Annotated in this window: 11 protein-coding genes; 4 read left to right on the top strand and 7 right to left on the bottom strand. The window is 36.4% G+C overall.

All coding sequences use genetic code 11. The features are described 5' to 3' along the window. Window positions 1-5: 5 nt before the first annotated feature. The 4 genes from IEV57_RS09795 (at window position 6) to IEV57_RS09780 (ending at window position 5,132) form a co-directional block, all read left to right on the top strand. Window positions 6-1,139: an endo-1,4-beta-xylanase gene (locus IEV57_RS09795; protein WP_188442189.1), complete on the top strand. Its 1,134-nt coding sequence runs from the start codon at window positions 6-8 to the stop codon at window positions 1,137-1,139. A gap of 122 nt (window positions 1,140-1,261) precedes the next feature. Beyond that, window positions 1,262-2,743 carry a Gfo/Idh/MocA family oxidoreductase gene (locus tag IEV57_RS09790; protein WP_188442187.1) on the top strand — a complete coding sequence of 494 codons (1,482 nt, stop codon included), beginning with the start codon at window positions 1,262-1,264 and terminating at the stop codon, window positions 2,741-2,743. Window positions 2,744-2,823: 80 nt separating this feature from the next. Then, window positions 2,824-4,164 (top strand): nucleoside hydrolase-like domain-containing protein, encoded by a 1,341-nt coding sequence (locus IEV57_RS09785; RefSeq protein WP_188442184.1) that lies wholly within the window; start codon window positions 2,824-2,826, stop codon window positions 4,162-4,164. Between the two features lie 131 nt (window positions 4,165-4,295). After that, a complete protein-coding gene (locus tag IEV57_RS09780; protein ID WP_188442182.1) occupies window positions 4,296-5,132 on the top strand; it encodes an alpha/beta hydrolase in 837 nt (278 codons plus the stop codon). A 171-nt stretch (window positions 5,133-5,303) separates the two neighbouring features. Here the strand turns inward: IEV57_RS09780 and IEV57_RS09775 are convergent, their stop codons facing one another. The 7 genes from IEV57_RS09775 to IEV57_RS09745 form a co-directional block, all read right to left on the bottom strand. Beyond that, window positions 5,304-6,542 (bottom strand): type II toxin-antitoxin system HipA family toxin, encoded by a 1,239-nt coding sequence (locus IEV57_RS09775; RefSeq protein WP_188442180.1) that lies wholly within the window; start codon window positions 6,540-6,542, stop codon window positions 5,304-5,306. After that, the gene (locus IEV57_RS09770; protein ID WP_188442178.1) at window positions 6,539-6,847 is read right to left on the bottom strand and encodes a helix-turn-helix domain-containing protein; all 309 of its coding nucleotides are present in this window, start codon (window positions 6,845-6,847) and stop codon (window positions 6,539-6,541) included. The genes IEV57_RS09775 and IEV57_RS09770 overlap by 4 nt, the downstream gene beginning before the upstream one ends. 168 nt (window positions 6,848-7,015) lie before the next feature. Continuing rightward, window positions 7,016-8,923 (bottom strand): 7TM-DISM domain-containing protein, encoded by a 1,908-nt coding sequence (locus IEV57_RS09765; protein WP_188442175.1) that lies wholly within the window; start codon window positions 8,921-8,923, stop codon window positions 7,016-7,018. A gap of 90 nt (window positions 8,924-9,013) precedes the next feature. Continuing rightward, window positions 9,014-10,132, bottom strand: a complete 1,119-nt coding sequence (locus IEV57_RS09760) for an endo-1,4-beta-xylanase (RefSeq protein WP_188442173.1) — start codon at window positions 10,130-10,132, stop codon at window positions 9,014-9,016. Between the two features lie 34 nt (window positions 10,133-10,166). Continuing rightward, entirely contained in the window at window positions 10,167-10,916 is a 750-nt protein-coding gene (locus IEV57_RS09755; RefSeq protein WP_188442172.1) for an SDR family NAD(P)-dependent oxidoreductase, read from the bottom strand. 214 nt (window positions 10,917-11,130) lie between these two features. Continuing rightward, the gene (locus IEV57_RS09750; protein WP_188442170.1) at window positions 11,131-13,257 is read right to left on the bottom strand and encodes an alpha-glucuronidase family glycosyl hydrolase; all 2,127 of its coding nucleotides are present in this window, start codon (window positions 13,255-13,257) and stop codon (window positions 11,131-11,133) included. Window positions 13,258-13,290: 33 nt separating this feature from the next. Next, the gene (locus IEV57_RS09745) at window positions 13,291-14,328 is read right to left on the bottom strand and encodes a LacI family DNA-binding transcriptional regulator (protein ID WP_188442168.1); all 1,038 of its coding nucleotides are present in this window, start codon (window positions 14,326-14,328) and stop codon (window positions 13,291-13,293) included. Window positions 14,329-14,808 lie beyond the last annotated feature (480 nt).

Genomic DNA, 14,808 nt, shown 5'->3' with positions numbered 1-14,808 from the left:
CACTGATGAAAAATCTACGATTTAATATATGGGCCATAATTGCTTTATCCATTTTTGTATTTGCATGTGATTCTACAGAGGATGTAGATCCTGATGTCAAAGATCCACAAGATCAAAATAATGGCAAAGACGAAGAAGTAGCTGCTATTCCTCTTAAGGAATTATTTAAAGACCATTTCCCAATTGGTGCAGCGATTACTCCACAGCATGCAGATCTTGGTACAAATCACGGTGAAGCCTTAGTAAAGCATTTTTCAAGTGTGACTGCTGAAAACGTGATGAAACCGGATGCCTTACAACGGGAAAAAGGAGTTTTTACTTGGGATGGTGCAGACAGGATTGTTCAATTTGCCAAATCCAACAACATGAAAGTTAGAGGACATACCTTAACTTGGCACTCGCAGTCACCTGACTGGATGTTTTATGATCAAAATGGAGCGCTTCTTTCGAAAGAAGTTGCTTTAGATCAATTGGAAGAACATATTACAACTGTTGTCTCTAGGTACAAAGGGGATGTTTATGCTTGGGATGTTGTGAATGAAGCCATGTTTGATTGGGATCCAAATGGGGAAATCATTTACCGGGAGGACTCTCCATGGTATAAGATTTTTGGGCCGTCTTACATCGATTCAGCATTTGTTTTTGCTCGGAGAGCAGACCCAGATGCTAAGCTTTTTTACAACGATTACAATTCTATTTTCAGCTGGAAAAGAAATAAGATTTATAATCTTGTCAAAAGGCTGAAAGACAATAATATTCCTATCGATGGGGTAGGACTTCAAGGGCATTGGTTTGTTGGGACTTCAGAAGAGGAAATAAGAACAACTCTGGATTTGTTTAGAGGACTGGGAGTTGAAATTCAGATTACCGAATTGGACATACCAGTTTATATGTCAAATGACGAACCTGGTTCTACTGTTTACACAGAAACGTTTTCTACAAGGCAAAAACAAGCTTACAAGATGCTATTTCAAATCTTTTTGGATTACAAGGATATCATCACAGGAGTGACTTTTTGGGGAATTGGCGATGATGCAACTTGGCTCGATAAACCGGGAAGAAAGGCTTTCCCTTTTTTACTCGATGAAAATTTACAGCCTAAGCCTGCTTATTTTGAAGTTCAAAAGTTGCTAAATTAACATGGGCAATGATCTGGTGCTTATAAAAAGTGATTTAGAATAAGAGAATAGAGAATTATACAGCTGGTTTCTGTTTCAACTAATTAAGAGATAGATTGAGCTTAAAACTTAAATTCATAGAGATGTCAAAAGAAGAGAATCAATCGAAACCTACAGAAAAGAAAGACAGAAGGGATTTTCTCAAGAAAAGTGCCTTAGCAATTGGTGCTTTTCACATTATCCCGAGTCATGTTTTATTTTCCAAATCAGAAATTAGAAATAAGGCTGGTGAAATTGTCCAAATGGCTTCCAAAGTGCCAAGTGATCGTGTCAATCTGGCTTGTATTGGAATTGGAAATAGAGGAGAACAAGTGATCAATGATTTTGGCAGAATAGGTTTATCAAATGTCGTGGCTTTCTGTGATGTAGATTTGGGTGCTCCGCATACAGCAAATATTCTCGAAAAGCATTCCAAAGCAAAACGGTATAAGGATTTTAGAGAGCTTTTTGATCAAAGAGAAGTTGAATTTGATGCCGCTGTGATTTGTACACCGGATTTTTCGCATTTCCCTATCACTATGCATGCAATGGCTTCTGGAAAGCCTGTGTATGTCGAGAAACCTATGGCAAGGACATTTCAAGAAGTTGAATTGATGATGAAGGCTGCGAAGAAATATGGTGTAGTGACCCAAATGGGGAATCAAGGTCATTCGGAAGCCAATTCATTTCAATTCAAATCTTGGGTAGATGCTGGAATCATCAAAGATGTTCACGCCATAACTTGCCATATGAATAGCCGAAGAAGGTGGCATGGCTGGGATACTTCAATGACAAGCTATCCAAAGCCAGAACCTATTCCTGAAACATTAGATTGGGATCTTTGGCTGACGACTGCCGAACATCATGATTACAATAAGGATTTTGCAAATGGACAGTGGAGGTGCTGGTACGAATTCGGAATGGGTGCCTTGGGAGATTGGGGAGCACATATTATGGATAGTTTTCACAGATATTTGGATTTAGGACTTCCTGAAGAAATCAATGCGGTTAAATTGGATGGCCATAATCTACTTTTTTATCCTCAAGCCACTACTCTTGATTTCAAATTTCCCAAAAGAGGTGAAATGCCAGCTGTAAATGTGACTTGGTATGATGGATTAGAAAATTTACCTTCAATTCCTGAGGGTTACGGAAGTTCAGAGTTGAGTGATGATATCCCTGCGGCAGGCACTGGTCAAATTGAAAAAAGAACCCTGAATCCAGGAAAAATCATTTATAGCAAAGATTTGACTTTCAAAGGAGGATCACATGGAAGTACGCTTTCCATTATTCCAGAAGAAGCTGCCAATGACATGAAAGGAAACTTGCCTGAAGTTCCAGAAAGTAGCTCCAACCATTTTGCAAACTTCCTTTTAGCATGCAAAGGAGAAGAAAAAACAAGATCACCTTTTGAAATCTCTGGACCATTAAGCCAGATATTTTCACTAGGAGTCTTGGCACAGCAGATGAATGCAAACCTGAAATTTGATAGAAAAAACAAGGTCATTACCAATAACAAAGTAGCCAACGAGCTGCTAAATGGTACCCCACCAAGGAAAGGTTGGGAAGAATACTACAAAATATGACTCAGTTAGCTTTACCGAAGTTTTAAACTTTAGTAAAGCTTTTTTTATCAAAATAATCTTAAGCATACAAACCATAAAAAATGAAATACTTCAAAATAGCCGTTTTTGTGTTGACAGTTTTTCTATCCAGTTGTGCTATTCAAAAAAAGGAGGAAGTCAATTATAAGCCGAGGGTGATCAATACCACTGACCTTGGTGCTGATCCAGATGACGAGCAGTCGATGGTTCGCCAATTGGTCAGTGCGAATGAATTTGATATAGAAGGATTGATCGTGTCTACAGGATGTTGGAGGAAGAATCAAAGTGATACTAAAATGCTTGACAAGATAGTAGATGCCTATGGAGAAGTTTATTCAAATCTAATTGTCCATGCCGAAGGGTTTCCGACCTTTGAATATTTGAAATCTATTTCTGTCTTGGGTCAGACTGGCTATGGAATGGGCGATGTAGGCGAAGGGAAAGATAGTCCCGGATCTGAATTGATAATCTCAGCGGCAGATAAGGATGATCCAAGACCACTTTGGGTTATGGGTTGGGGTGGAATGAATACAATTGCCCAAGCTATTTGGAAAGTTCGTGAAACGCGCTCAGCAGAAGAGTTAGAAAAATTCTTGGGAAAACTCAGACTGTATGATGTATTGGGTCAGGATGATGCTGGCGCATGGATTGCAAAAAATTTTCCTGAAGTATTTTATATCCGAGCTACTGGAGTTTATGGATGGCAGCCATCAGAGGAGTATTTGGCCGAACAGATCCAAAGTAAAGGCGCATTAGGAGCTGTCTATCCAAATACAATTTATGTGGCTGAAGGAGATACTCCTTCATTTATGCATGTTTACCCAAATGGGTTAAACGATCCAGAACAAGTCGATCAAGGTGGATGGGGCGGTCGTTTTAGTGCGACAAAAAAAGAAGGAATAAGAAGTATGTCTCAAGTTGCTAAAATCGAAGAAGATGGAGAAACCAAATTTGATCCTTACTTCATGTATGGGAATACAGATGAAGCTGCAAACGCCATAAAAAAATGGAGTACGGGATATAACAATGATTTTTCAGCTCGAATGGATTGGACGATCACAAGTAAATATGAAGATGCAAACCATCATCCGATCGCAGTACTTGAGGGAGATCAAGGTAGAAATGTGCTTATAAAGACTGTTTCCGCAGGCGAGAGTATTGAATTGAGTGCTGAGGGTTCTTCAGATCCTGATGGAGATAAATTGAACTACAAATGGTCATTTTATAATGAACCAAGTTCTTTTGATGGAACATTGAACATTCAGAATAATACGACATCCACGGCTCAAATTGCTATTCCATCTGGTTCAAAAGGGAAAAATATTCATATTATTCTTGAGGTATTTGACGATGGTGAACCAAATCTTTACGCTTATAGAAGAATGATATTGAATGTGGAGTGAAAATGGCAATTGGTTATCAGTGCACTAGCTGATATTATAAGCATATATTTATCTTTCTTCTGTAAAGAGAGCGTAAAGTCATTTTAATAAAGGATAAAAGAAAACAAGAATTCCTAAACTCACAAAACACTATGAAAAGCCTAAAGATAACAGCCGTTTTAGTTATTGCATTGATTTCAAATTTTGCTTTTTCACAAGATTCGGACATCATCGCACCTAGTGGATTTGATAAACCTCAAGAAGGAATTTCCAAAGGAGACGTTAAAGAAATCTCTTATCCATCCACAACAGTTGGAAAAGACAGAGTTGCAAACATCTATTTTCCGCCAGGGTATGTTGCTACTCAGGAATACCCGGTACTTTATCTTTTGCATGGAATAGGAGGGGATGAAAGAGAATGGTTAGATCAAGGTCACCCTGAAGTCATCTTAGATAATCTCTATGCAGCCAATAAGGTAAAGCCTATGATTGTGGTCTTACCAAATGGTAGAGCTATGGAAAATGACCGCGCTGAAGGAAATATTTTCGGAGAGGAGCAAGTAAAAGCTTTTGCAACTTTCGAGAAGGATCTGATGGTTGATTTGATTCCTTTTATAGAGAAAACATATAAAGTGAAATCTGGAGTTGAAAATAGGGCACTGGCCGGATTATCTATGGGTGGAGGACAATCCTTGAATTTCGGACTCAATCATCCTGAAGATTTTGCTTGGATTGGTTCATTTTCACCCGCTCCCAATACAAAGCAAGGAGAAGGTTTACTTCCCAAGCCTGAGGTAACGAAGGCAAACTTGAAGTTGTTGTTTTTGAGTTGTGGAGATCAGGATAATTTGATGAATGTCTCGAATAGAACACATGATTTTCTGAATGATCAGGGAATAGAACATATCTACAGAGTCATTCCAAACCACCACCATAATTTCGAGTATTGGAAAAATGAGTTGTATTATTTTACGCAGTTGATATTTTAGTGTTTTTAGGCAAACTGAATTTTCAAAATAAAAAAACCATCACTTGTTGACATAGTGATGGTTTTTTTACGAAATCATATCCCTAAAAGGATTAATCTTTCTCTTTTTGGCGGAAATCAGGAAATCCACTTGCTGTCCATTTGATTGAGTAAAAAGTAAACTTTTAATAGTTTATGAGTTTACTAATTCCACAATCGAAGTTTTCACAAGTTTAATATTCGATTTACTTACTCCATAGAATTTAGCTAAGGGTTCCCATTGATTTAAGGCAGATTTTGTTTGCTCAATGATTTCTTCAATTTTATTTTTTGAAATCTTTGCCTCCAAACCAAGTTTTACCAAATGGTTGATGCTTGGTTTTTTACCTTCTCCCATAACCATAGTACTTTGTTCTCCACCGGGCCCACTTGAAAAGGTAAGGTCGTAAGCTGGAGCAAATTTCCAATTCCCTGAGGAATCCATCAAAAAACTAAAGTTTTTTGCATGATCGTCTCTGTTATGAGACAATACATTGAAAATAGCTAAGCGATAAATTTTCTCAACCTCACGGAAATCTTTGGTAATCTGTCCTGTTAAATTAAGAAGGTCTTCGTAATCAAGTGAAGGAGTTCTGAAATTACTGTGGAGTAAACCACTTACTGTATGCATGTGAAATCTTTTATCTTTTTCTCTATCAAAACGCTTGATTGCAAAAAATCCTGGCCCTTTTAAAGAAGGAAATAAATGTACTTCAGGTAGAAAAACACCTGCTGCTTTTGCCATCTTGGCGTAAATAAATTCAATTGCTCCTGAGTCATCTCCATCTTGGGAATTTGGAAACTTTACTAGCCAAGGCTCAAATTCTTTTTCAATTGATTGAGCACCGAAAGCAATATTTTTGAAAGATAAATCAACTCCGATGAGTGCTTTTGGACGTGCGCCTGCTGAGGATCCATTTAATGAAAGCAATTCGCTTATAACTTCTTCCGAACTTCCTTTTAAAACTTCTTCTGTTTGAGATGCCAAATGGTCCAAATCAATTCTTTCATTGATATCCTCAGGAGTATTACTTGGCTCATAAACCAAAGCTCCCATGCCATAAAGACCTACATGAGCCAATCTATCCAAAGGTGAAAAATCTTCTGGCATAAATCCCTGAGATCTAACCATTCTGTCAAAGAGCAATCTACCCCAGCCATCTGGAAGACTATCACTAAAAACTCCCGCCAATCCGTCAAATGGACGGTTTGGTAATTCTATAACCCCACTTCTTAGGGGCAGACGAAATGGGGAGATTTCCATACCCTTCTGTACAAATTTCATATCGTACTCGAAATAGATGGTTTGATCACGGATAGCAAGTCTTCCAACAGGATCTATTCCAGTACCAAAATCAATTCCAACCTTAATTTCTGAAATTTGAGCTTTCATTTTTTACGTCCTCTTTTTCTCTCAACTTGATTCCGCTCTTTTAAAACATCATCAATAGATGCATATTTCGATTTTTGTGGTTTTAGTGTATTTACAATTTCTTCCAGTCCACCCACCACCAATAAAAGTTTTAGAAGAGATTCGAGAGAGATCATTCCTTTTTGTTCAAATTTACGCAATGTAGCAAGTGGTACCCCTGATCGCTCCGCTAAACCTTCTTGGGTTAATTCCAAAAGCAATCTCCTTTCTCTGATATTTGCTGCTATTTTCTGCTGCGCTTTTGAGGGTGAGATAAGTGATATCATTTTATTACTTATTTTGATATTAAGATATTACTAACACTATAATATCACAAATATATCTTTTTTCTTTGAGAATTTAAAAAGTATAAGAATCGATAAGAATGAAATGCTTAAGATTTTTTTGGAATAAAAACTAATAGGGTTGGCTTAAAAATATTAATCAGTTGTTCTCTATTCCAAATGCACCAAAGCCAATGTCTCCCAACCATTGAGGTCTTTGTTGTGTCCAACCTTTTCCATGGCTTGGGAGATTTTGTTTTTAAATGCCCAGCAAGTTTCTCTTCTCAATTCGAGTATTTCTGAAAGTTCATTCAAAGTCAAATCCACATCTTTCCTGTTGGAGAGATAGAGAATATAAAAAGCCTTTTCTATCGGAAATTTGAGTTTGTGGAATAGCGTATCTACCGTGGGAGATTCGTAATAGTTGCAATTCTTGCACCTTCTCCCATGATTCGGACCCTCAGTAAATTTGTTGTACTCACACTTTTTGCAATGGTATTTATCCTTCCATTTGAGTTCTGAGATAAATTTCAGACAAGTGTCTTTATCAGGAAATACATTTTTGAAATCTTCAAAATCGAGTCCTTTCATTAAGGCAAGGTCTTTTGTAACCTCTTCCACACTCGATTTTAGGATTTTATTATTTTCCTGAAGGTAATTATTGAGTTGTGTAACCTGAGAATTAAGCTCTTGCAATTTTACATTCGTAGTCTGTAATTCAACATTTTTTTGTGCAAGATCAGCAGCCATTTTTTCAATCTTCTCTGTTCGAGCTCTTACCTTTTCTTTGAGTTTTGAATTCAGTTCTTGGGTCAGCTGATTATTCTTTTCCAAAGCAATAGTCTTTTCAGCATTTGCTGTTAAAAACTGATTTTGAAGGAATTTTAACTGATTAAATATGGAGAATGAAAATAAAATCATCTCAGCAAAAATCACAGGATATACGAAATACCAGTTTAAAACAGGATTGTCAAACAACTGAATGCTTTTTGAATAAGAATATACAATTACCAAAAACAAACATAAATAGGCAAAAACATAGGACCAAGAATAGATTTTTGCTTTCAACAAAGAATATAATCCTAGTGAAAAAGGAATCAATAAAATGATGATGGTAATTACAATGTAATTGACATAGTTTAATTCAAAGAAAAATAGCTGATTGACGAACAGAAGTAGCTTAAGCAGAATAGCCCAAACAGTTAGCTTCATTACATTTTTGTTTTTCGTATATTTTTGAATGTATCTTTCCGAAAATAGAAGGGTAGAAAGAATAATAATCAACTCAACAAATTTTTCATTATTCAATTTATTGACCCAAGGTGAATTAGGCCAGAGGTATTGAAAACCTAATCCATCTCTTCCAAGAGAAAACCAAATACAGGCAATGATCAAACAAGGGAAATAAAGGTAAAGTGTATCCCTTAATCTATAAAAAAGATAAAAATTGAAGGTCAGGATAATCACCAAAACACCATAATATATTCCTAGAAGGAAATATTCATTGAGTGAATGGGATAGAAATTTTTCATTGGTTCGAAGATGAAAGCTGAATTCCTGATTATAGCTTCTTTTTATTTTTAAGTAGTACGTTTTAGTCTCTGATGGTCTCAGATCAAGGAAATAATTGAAGTTTTTATGCTTTACACTTCTCTCTTCGAAAGGTCTCTCAAATCCAGCTGTTGATGTTTCGAATGTTCCATTGGGTTTTGGAAAATAAAAAGTTACATTTTTGATATCAAATCCCCATGATTCAAGATACCATGAGTGATTATATATAGACTGATTGTTATTGATTGTAATGCGAAGCCAAATGGGAGAATCTAAGTAGTCAAACAAGATATGAGAATCAGTGACACGTTTGAAATGATCTTGAAATTCATGACTTGAAATTTGGTCAATAGAATAGCGTGCATTAGTATCTAGAAAAAAGTCAAAATAAGAAGTGACGTGAATTTGAGACGTTTCATCAGTTAATAAAATTACCTTATTTGAGTCGTTTTTTGCAAACGATTCAATAGATAAAACAACCAATAAAAGGAATAGAAAATTGATTTGATATATTTTCTTACTGTTCAACTTTTGTCAAGTTTATATTGCTACATAGTTATATTATTTTTGGATAAATTTACCATCGATTAGATTTAAATTTTATCCCTCAGCCTCTATTTACTGCTCTGTAACACGAATTAGGGTATCAATAATATCTCTTTTCTCCTTATAATCTTTATCGACCAAAAGGGGATAAGCTGTTCTTCCTGGCATTGGCCAGTTATTAAGCCAGCTTCCACCATCATGAATTCCCCAAAATGTAACTCTTGTGATTTTATCTTGGTGTTTCATAAAGAGTTCAAACAACTCTTTGTATCGTTGAACCAACTGCACTTGAACTTCCTCAGGCAATCCTTCTTTGTAAATATTATAGCTTTCATCAGCCTCAAAGGTAGCATCGATATCTGCTCCGTGTCTGTTGACAGGATTAGGCAACACATCAATATCCACTTCTGTAAACATGACCTTGAAGCCAGCTTCTGCAATTTTTACGATTGAGGCTTCGATGATTTCGATGCTAGGAGATTCTAATCCGTAATGCCCTTGCATGCCAATTCCATCGATTCTAATTCCTTCTTCTCTAAGTTCTTTTGCCAGTTCAATGGCTGCATCTCTTTTTTCTGGCTTCCACATATTGTAATCATTGTAGTACAACTCTGTGTCAGGGTCAATTTGATTTGCTTTAATAAACGCTCTTTTGATAAAATCTTTTCCAGCTGCATTGTACCATTTTGAAGTCCGATATTGTCCATCATCAAAAAACGCTTCATTAACTACATCATAGCCATGAACTTTTCCTTTGTATCTACCGACTACATTTGAAATATGATCTTCCATTCTCAGCAGCAAAGCTTCTTTTGAAAGAAGTTCTCCATTTTCATCCTCGTAAACCCAATTCGGAGTCTGATTATGCCAAACTAGTGTATGTCCTACTACTCGCGCATCTAATTTTTCAGCCAACTCAACCAAATTGTCCATTGGACCAAAATTATATTCATCCAATCTTGGGTGAATCGAACCCCATTTCATTAAGTTTTCTGGAGTGAGGCTATCGAAGTGTTTATCTAAAATTGGGTAAGCTCTTTTTTCTGTTCCGCTTGCTTCTCTTACTCCTAATGCTGCTCCAATGTCGAAATACTTTTCATAGCTTTTTTTCAAAGATTGACTATTGGCAGGGCCAAAGCTCAGTAAAAGAAGGAAACTAAATGCGATTAAATTTCTACAATAGGTTTTCATTAGGTTTTGAGTTTTGTGATTGATTTTGATTGATTTAGAATCCGATAGAATTTCCGCCATCTACAGCGAGGCTGGTTCCAGTCACATAAGAAGATGAGCTGCTAGCAAAATAATAGACTGCCTCAGCCACATCTTCCGGAGCTCCCATTTTACCCATTGGTGTTCTTCCCAACACTTTGTTTTTTCTTTCTGGATCTGAATCGAGGGCTTTGGAAGACATGGCAGTAACAATAAATCCGGGAGCAACACAATTAACTCTGATTCCTAATGGAGATAATTCTACAGCCATTGCTTTTGTCATGCCTTCAATCGCATTTTTTGCAGCGGTGTAGGCAATTACTTTCGGTATCCCATACTTGGCAGCCATAGAGGAGATCATGACTATTGATCCATCTCCTTGTTCTACCATCACCTTGCTTACTTCTCTGCTGATAGCAAATACAGAAAATACATTTGTGTTCATCACTTTGTAGAAATCTTCATCAGTAACTTCCAGGAAGTTTTTCTTCATGTTGATTCCGGCATTGTTGACCAAGATATCAATTTGGCCAAATTCGCCTTTGATGCTTTCGATAAGCTCTGGGATTTTTTCTAAATCACTCAAATCAAATGCAATGGTATATGCTAAATCGCCTAGTTGAGTTTTTACATCATCGAGTTTATTCTGGTCTCTACCAATGATGATGGTTTTGATTCCTTCCTTTACAAATTTTTGGCTGGTCGCTAAACCGAGTCCTGATGCACCACCTGTAACAATGGCTATTTTTTGAGTATGTTGATTCATTCAAGTACTGTTTTAATTGCTGAATTTTATATTTCAGATAAAGTTGGGAATTTAGGCCCAAGACATAAGACACAAGATGTGGAAATAGTTAACAACAAACTTTTGAATAGTAAATTCAAGGAAACCTATATCTCAACAGAGTTTATCTCTGTCCCATAATCTTTTAATCTTCCAATCTACTAATCCCCTAACCTTCAAACCTTCCAACTACGTATTAAATCCCCGGCACATTCTTCGGTTTGTAATTCGTATAATATTCCAAGTCATGCTTTGGAGGTTCTACGCCAGATGGTAAAGGCATTTTTGAGAACTGACCAAAATAAAGTAAGCAGGCATCTCGCCACCAAACGGATTCTTCAGCTTGGATTTTCATAAAAGACAAAGTATGTTCAAATCGCTCTTGATCAATTTTTCCTTTCATGGATTCCCAAAGCGTGACATTTGCTCTGGCTTCATCGACACCTTTCTGATAGTGCATGGCAAGATTGTTCCAAAGATTTTCTCCATTTTGAAGTTTGTGATCCCAAGGAACATGATGAAACCATAACAAGTGTTTTTCAGGAATGGAATTGATATTTCCCCAAACTGATTGCAGATTCTCAAAATATTGTCCAAGCGCATTGCTACCTGAATTGGTTCTGTCAAATCCAACTCCCGTTTCAGAAGCTTGATGATAATAAGTAGAAGTCCAATCTGCTCTTGATCCACCCGTCACCCAAGGCCCCGGACCATAATGATGGCTTTCAGCCATAATATGATGCAATCCAAGTGGTGTCATATAATTCACTACCATTTCTCGTGACTTTAGCATCATTTCTTTGATAGGAGTAATGAAAGTATCGTCATTGTTAAATGTCAATCTGAGCCAATCATCTGCTATTTTTTCAGAATTTTCGTAAGGATTCCAAGCAAGTTTTCCATAGGCATACCAATTGGCTTGGTGAAAATGATGTCCAGTCCAATTCCTATCGGTACCGATGTTTGCAACTCCTGCCATGGCAGCAAGTGAATGTCCATCCAAACTCCCATCTATAATTTTCGCAACTTCACTTCCTTTACCATTTACAAAAGTGTCTTCTTTCAATACCTCCTCATACATCGGTGCGAGAAATGCCAAGTGCGTATCGTGTCCCAAATACTCCTGAGTAATCTGGAATTCCATCATCAATGGAGTTTGTGGCATAGCCCCAAACATAGGGTGAAAAGGTTCTCTCGGTTGAAAATCTATTGCTCCATTTTTTACTTGAACAATGACATTATTTCTAAACTCACCATCTAAGGGTTTGAATTCATTGTAGGCTTGTTTGTGTCTGTCATCAGGAGTGTTTTCACTGTAGACAAATGCTCTCCACATCACAATTCCACCAAACGGAGCTATTGCATCTGCAAGCATATTCGCTCCATCAGCCTGTGTTCTTCCATAATTGTGAGGGCCAGGTTGACCTTCAGAATCGGCTTTTACAACAAAACCACCAAAGTCAGGAATGTAATCATAAACTTCCTTGGTTTTTTCTTTCCACCAATTTTGAACGTCTTCATTTAATGGGTCTGCTGTTTTTAATCTTCCCAGTTCAATGGGAGATGAAAATCTTGCAGTGAGATATACTTTGATCCCATAAGGTCTGAAGGCGTCTGCTAGTGCTTTTACTTTTTCCAAATATTCTGTAGTCAAGACTAGAGAATTTGCATTGACATTGGTCAAAACTGTTCCGTTGATACCAATAGAGGCATTTGCTCGAGCATAATCGAGATATTGTTGATCGATGTGACGTGGAAGTCTATGCCAATTCCAAATGCTGAAACCTGAATACCCTCTTTCGACAGTCCTGTCCAAATTGTCCCAGTGATTAAGCACACGATGCTTAATTTTTGGCGATTGAAAAATGCCTTCTGTTGGTACTTCAGATCCTTTTTGGATCAATTGGAGGTAATGAAAAGAGCCATAAAGCAACCCAATGTCAGTATTTGCAAGAATTAATGTTTCCGAGTTTTGGCTTTTAGAAATTGAAAAACCATCTTCACCTAAAGCGGCTATTTTCTCTTTATTAAATTGAAAAGTAGCTGAATTTAAATCAGATAATTTTGAGATAATCAGTTTCGGATTTTTTTTGTTTTTAGCTGGCTCGAAATTAAAAAATCCTTTCCCAGCTCTTTTGATTTCATCATTGATGATAGCTAATGTTGGGGAAGTTCCATTGATCTGATACTCCGCAATTCCTTCTTTTTGCCAATTTTGAGCATTTTCGATTGGATAATATTGCATCCACAATTTATACCCATCATTACAAAAAGCAAATGATGAAAGGAAAAGGAAGAATAAGCTAATGGATAAAAATTTCATTGTTATGGTTATTGGGTTGGTTTTAATTTAGGATCAGGTTTTTGGCTTTTTCAAAGACGATTCTCTGATGATCAATTCTGACCTTAGCGTAATTTTATTGGTGTTTTGAAGTGTAGTCGTATCAGGTTCTTCCAAATGGTTGATCAGATTTTTCATCGCCACTTCACCCATTTCATATCCTGGATAATTGATTGTAGTGATTTTCGGCTCAACCAGTCTAGAGATTATTTCATTGTTGAAACCTACTAGAGCCATATCTTGTGGAACTCGAATACCATTCATTTTGAGATGATTGAGACAGCTAGCAGCACAAGCATCGTTTGAAACAAAAAGCCCATCGGGCAGTGGATTCATTTTTAAGATTTGGCTGACAATCTCCTCTCCGGCCTCTTCATTGATATCTGATAAGATAATGACTAAATTATCCTCAAAAGGGATATTTTTATCAATTAATGCATATTTATAGCCTTTCAACCTTTCTGAATAAACACTCACTTCTGTACTTCCCAAGACATGCACGATTCTTTTGCAGCCCTGTTCTATAAGATGATTTGTAGCAATTTGTGCCGATTGTATATTATCGATCGAGACACCTGTACTAATATCTGTGTTTGCGATCCTATCATAAAAGATGACTGGAATACCTCTTTTATAAAAAGGTGCAAAATGCTCTAAGTTTTCTGCGCCACTTGCCAAAGAAATCAATAGTCCATCAACCCTACTGTTGAACATGGATTTCGTATTTGCAATTTCTTTTTCGCTTGATTCTAAGGACTGACTTATGACCAAGTTGAAACCTGCCTCACTTGCAACTTTTTCCATTCCTGCAAGTACTGAAGCTTGGAAATTACTTTTCAAACTTGGTACTATTACTCCGATGTTGTTGCTTCTTTTGCTTCTAAGATTGGCGGCGAAAATATTCGATTGATAGCCCAATTCAGATGCAGCATCGAAAATTTTCTTTTTCGTCTTCTCTTTTACCGCAGGATGATTGTTCAAAGCTCTACTTACAGTCGTAGGAGAGACTCCCAAGCCTTTTGCTATATCGTATATCGTTATTTCTTTTTCCATGAATGATTGTGTCTTATGATAAATGTTCAGTTCTCTGTAAGATAATAAACATTCATTTTTCTAAGACATAAAAATTGGCAACGGTCAAAAGTATTCTTTTTATGATTTATTTCAAAGCTTTTTTATGAAATCGGTTGTATTTTTAATTTTCCTCTTTAAAAGGCCTTTAAATTCACTTTTGTAAAAACTTTAAAGTTATTTAAATACATCTTATTTTACTTAATACTGATTGTTAATCTAAATGATTTTTATACCAAAACCTTTATTATTAATGTTTTAAAATTAAAAAATAGCAAATCTAATTCAAGAGTCCTCACTATTTATGAATTGACTTTGCTGCTTTGAGAGAGGTATGTTTTAATATTATAAACTGGCACTTTCAAGATTATTTTGATAAATAAATGAAATCGGTTGCATTTTTATAAATTTTTTTTCAGTTTTATAATTCGAAAATGAAATGCTTCCTAACCTGATGGTAGG

It is taken from the genome of Belliella aquatica, from assembly GCF_014637795.1.
GTDB classification, from domain to species: domain Bacteria; phylum Bacteroidota; class Bacteroidia; order Cytophagales; family Cyclobacteriaceae; genus Belliella; species Belliella aquatica.
The sequence above is the reverse complement of the archived record's forward strand: the minus strand, read 5'-3'. Positions and strand labels throughout refer to the sequence as shown.

What these genes read in the sequence shown, in the direction of transcription:
- IEV57_RS09780 (WP_188442182.1), top strand. Translation starts at nt 4,296, where the DNA reads ATGAAAAGCCTAAAGATAACAGCCGTTTTAGTTATTGCATTGATTTCA.
- IEV57_RS09770 (WP_188442178.1), bottom strand. Translation starts at nt 6,847, where the DNA reads ATGATATCACTTATCTCACCCTCAAAAGCGCAGCAGAAAATAGCAGCA.
- IEV57_RS09755 (WP_188442172.1), bottom strand. Translation starts at nt 10,916, where the DNA reads ATGAATCAACATACTCAAAAAATAGCCATTGTTACAGGTGGTGCATCA.
- IEV57_RS09750 (WP_188442170.1), bottom strand. Translation starts at nt 13,257, where the DNA reads ATGAAATTTTTATCCATTAGCTTATTCTTCCTTTTCCTTTCATCATTT.
- IEV57_RS09790 (WP_188442187.1), top strand. Translation starts at nt 1,262, where the DNA reads ATGTCAAAAGAAGAGAATCAATCGAAACCTACAGAAAAGAAAGACAGA.
- IEV57_RS09785 (WP_188442184.1), top strand. Translation starts at nt 2,824, where the DNA reads ATGAAATACTTCAAAATAGCCGTTTTTGTGTTGACAGTTTTTCTATCC.
- IEV57_RS09795 (WP_188442189.1), top strand. Translation starts at nt 6, where the DNA reads ATGAAAAATCTACGATTTAATATATGGGCCATAATTGCTTTATCCATT.
- IEV57_RS09760 (WP_188442173.1), bottom strand. Translation starts at nt 10,132, where the DNA reads ATGAAAACCTATTGTAGAAATTTAATCGCATTTAGTTTCCTTCTTTTA.
- IEV57_RS09775 (WP_188442180.1), bottom strand. Translation starts at nt 6,542, where the DNA reads ATGAAAGCTCAAATTTCAGAAATTAAGGTTGGAATTGATTTTGGTACT.
- IEV57_RS09745 (WP_188442168.1), bottom strand. Translation starts at nt 14,328, where the DNA reads ATGGAAAAAGAAATAACGATATACGATATAGCAAAAGGCTTGGGAGTC.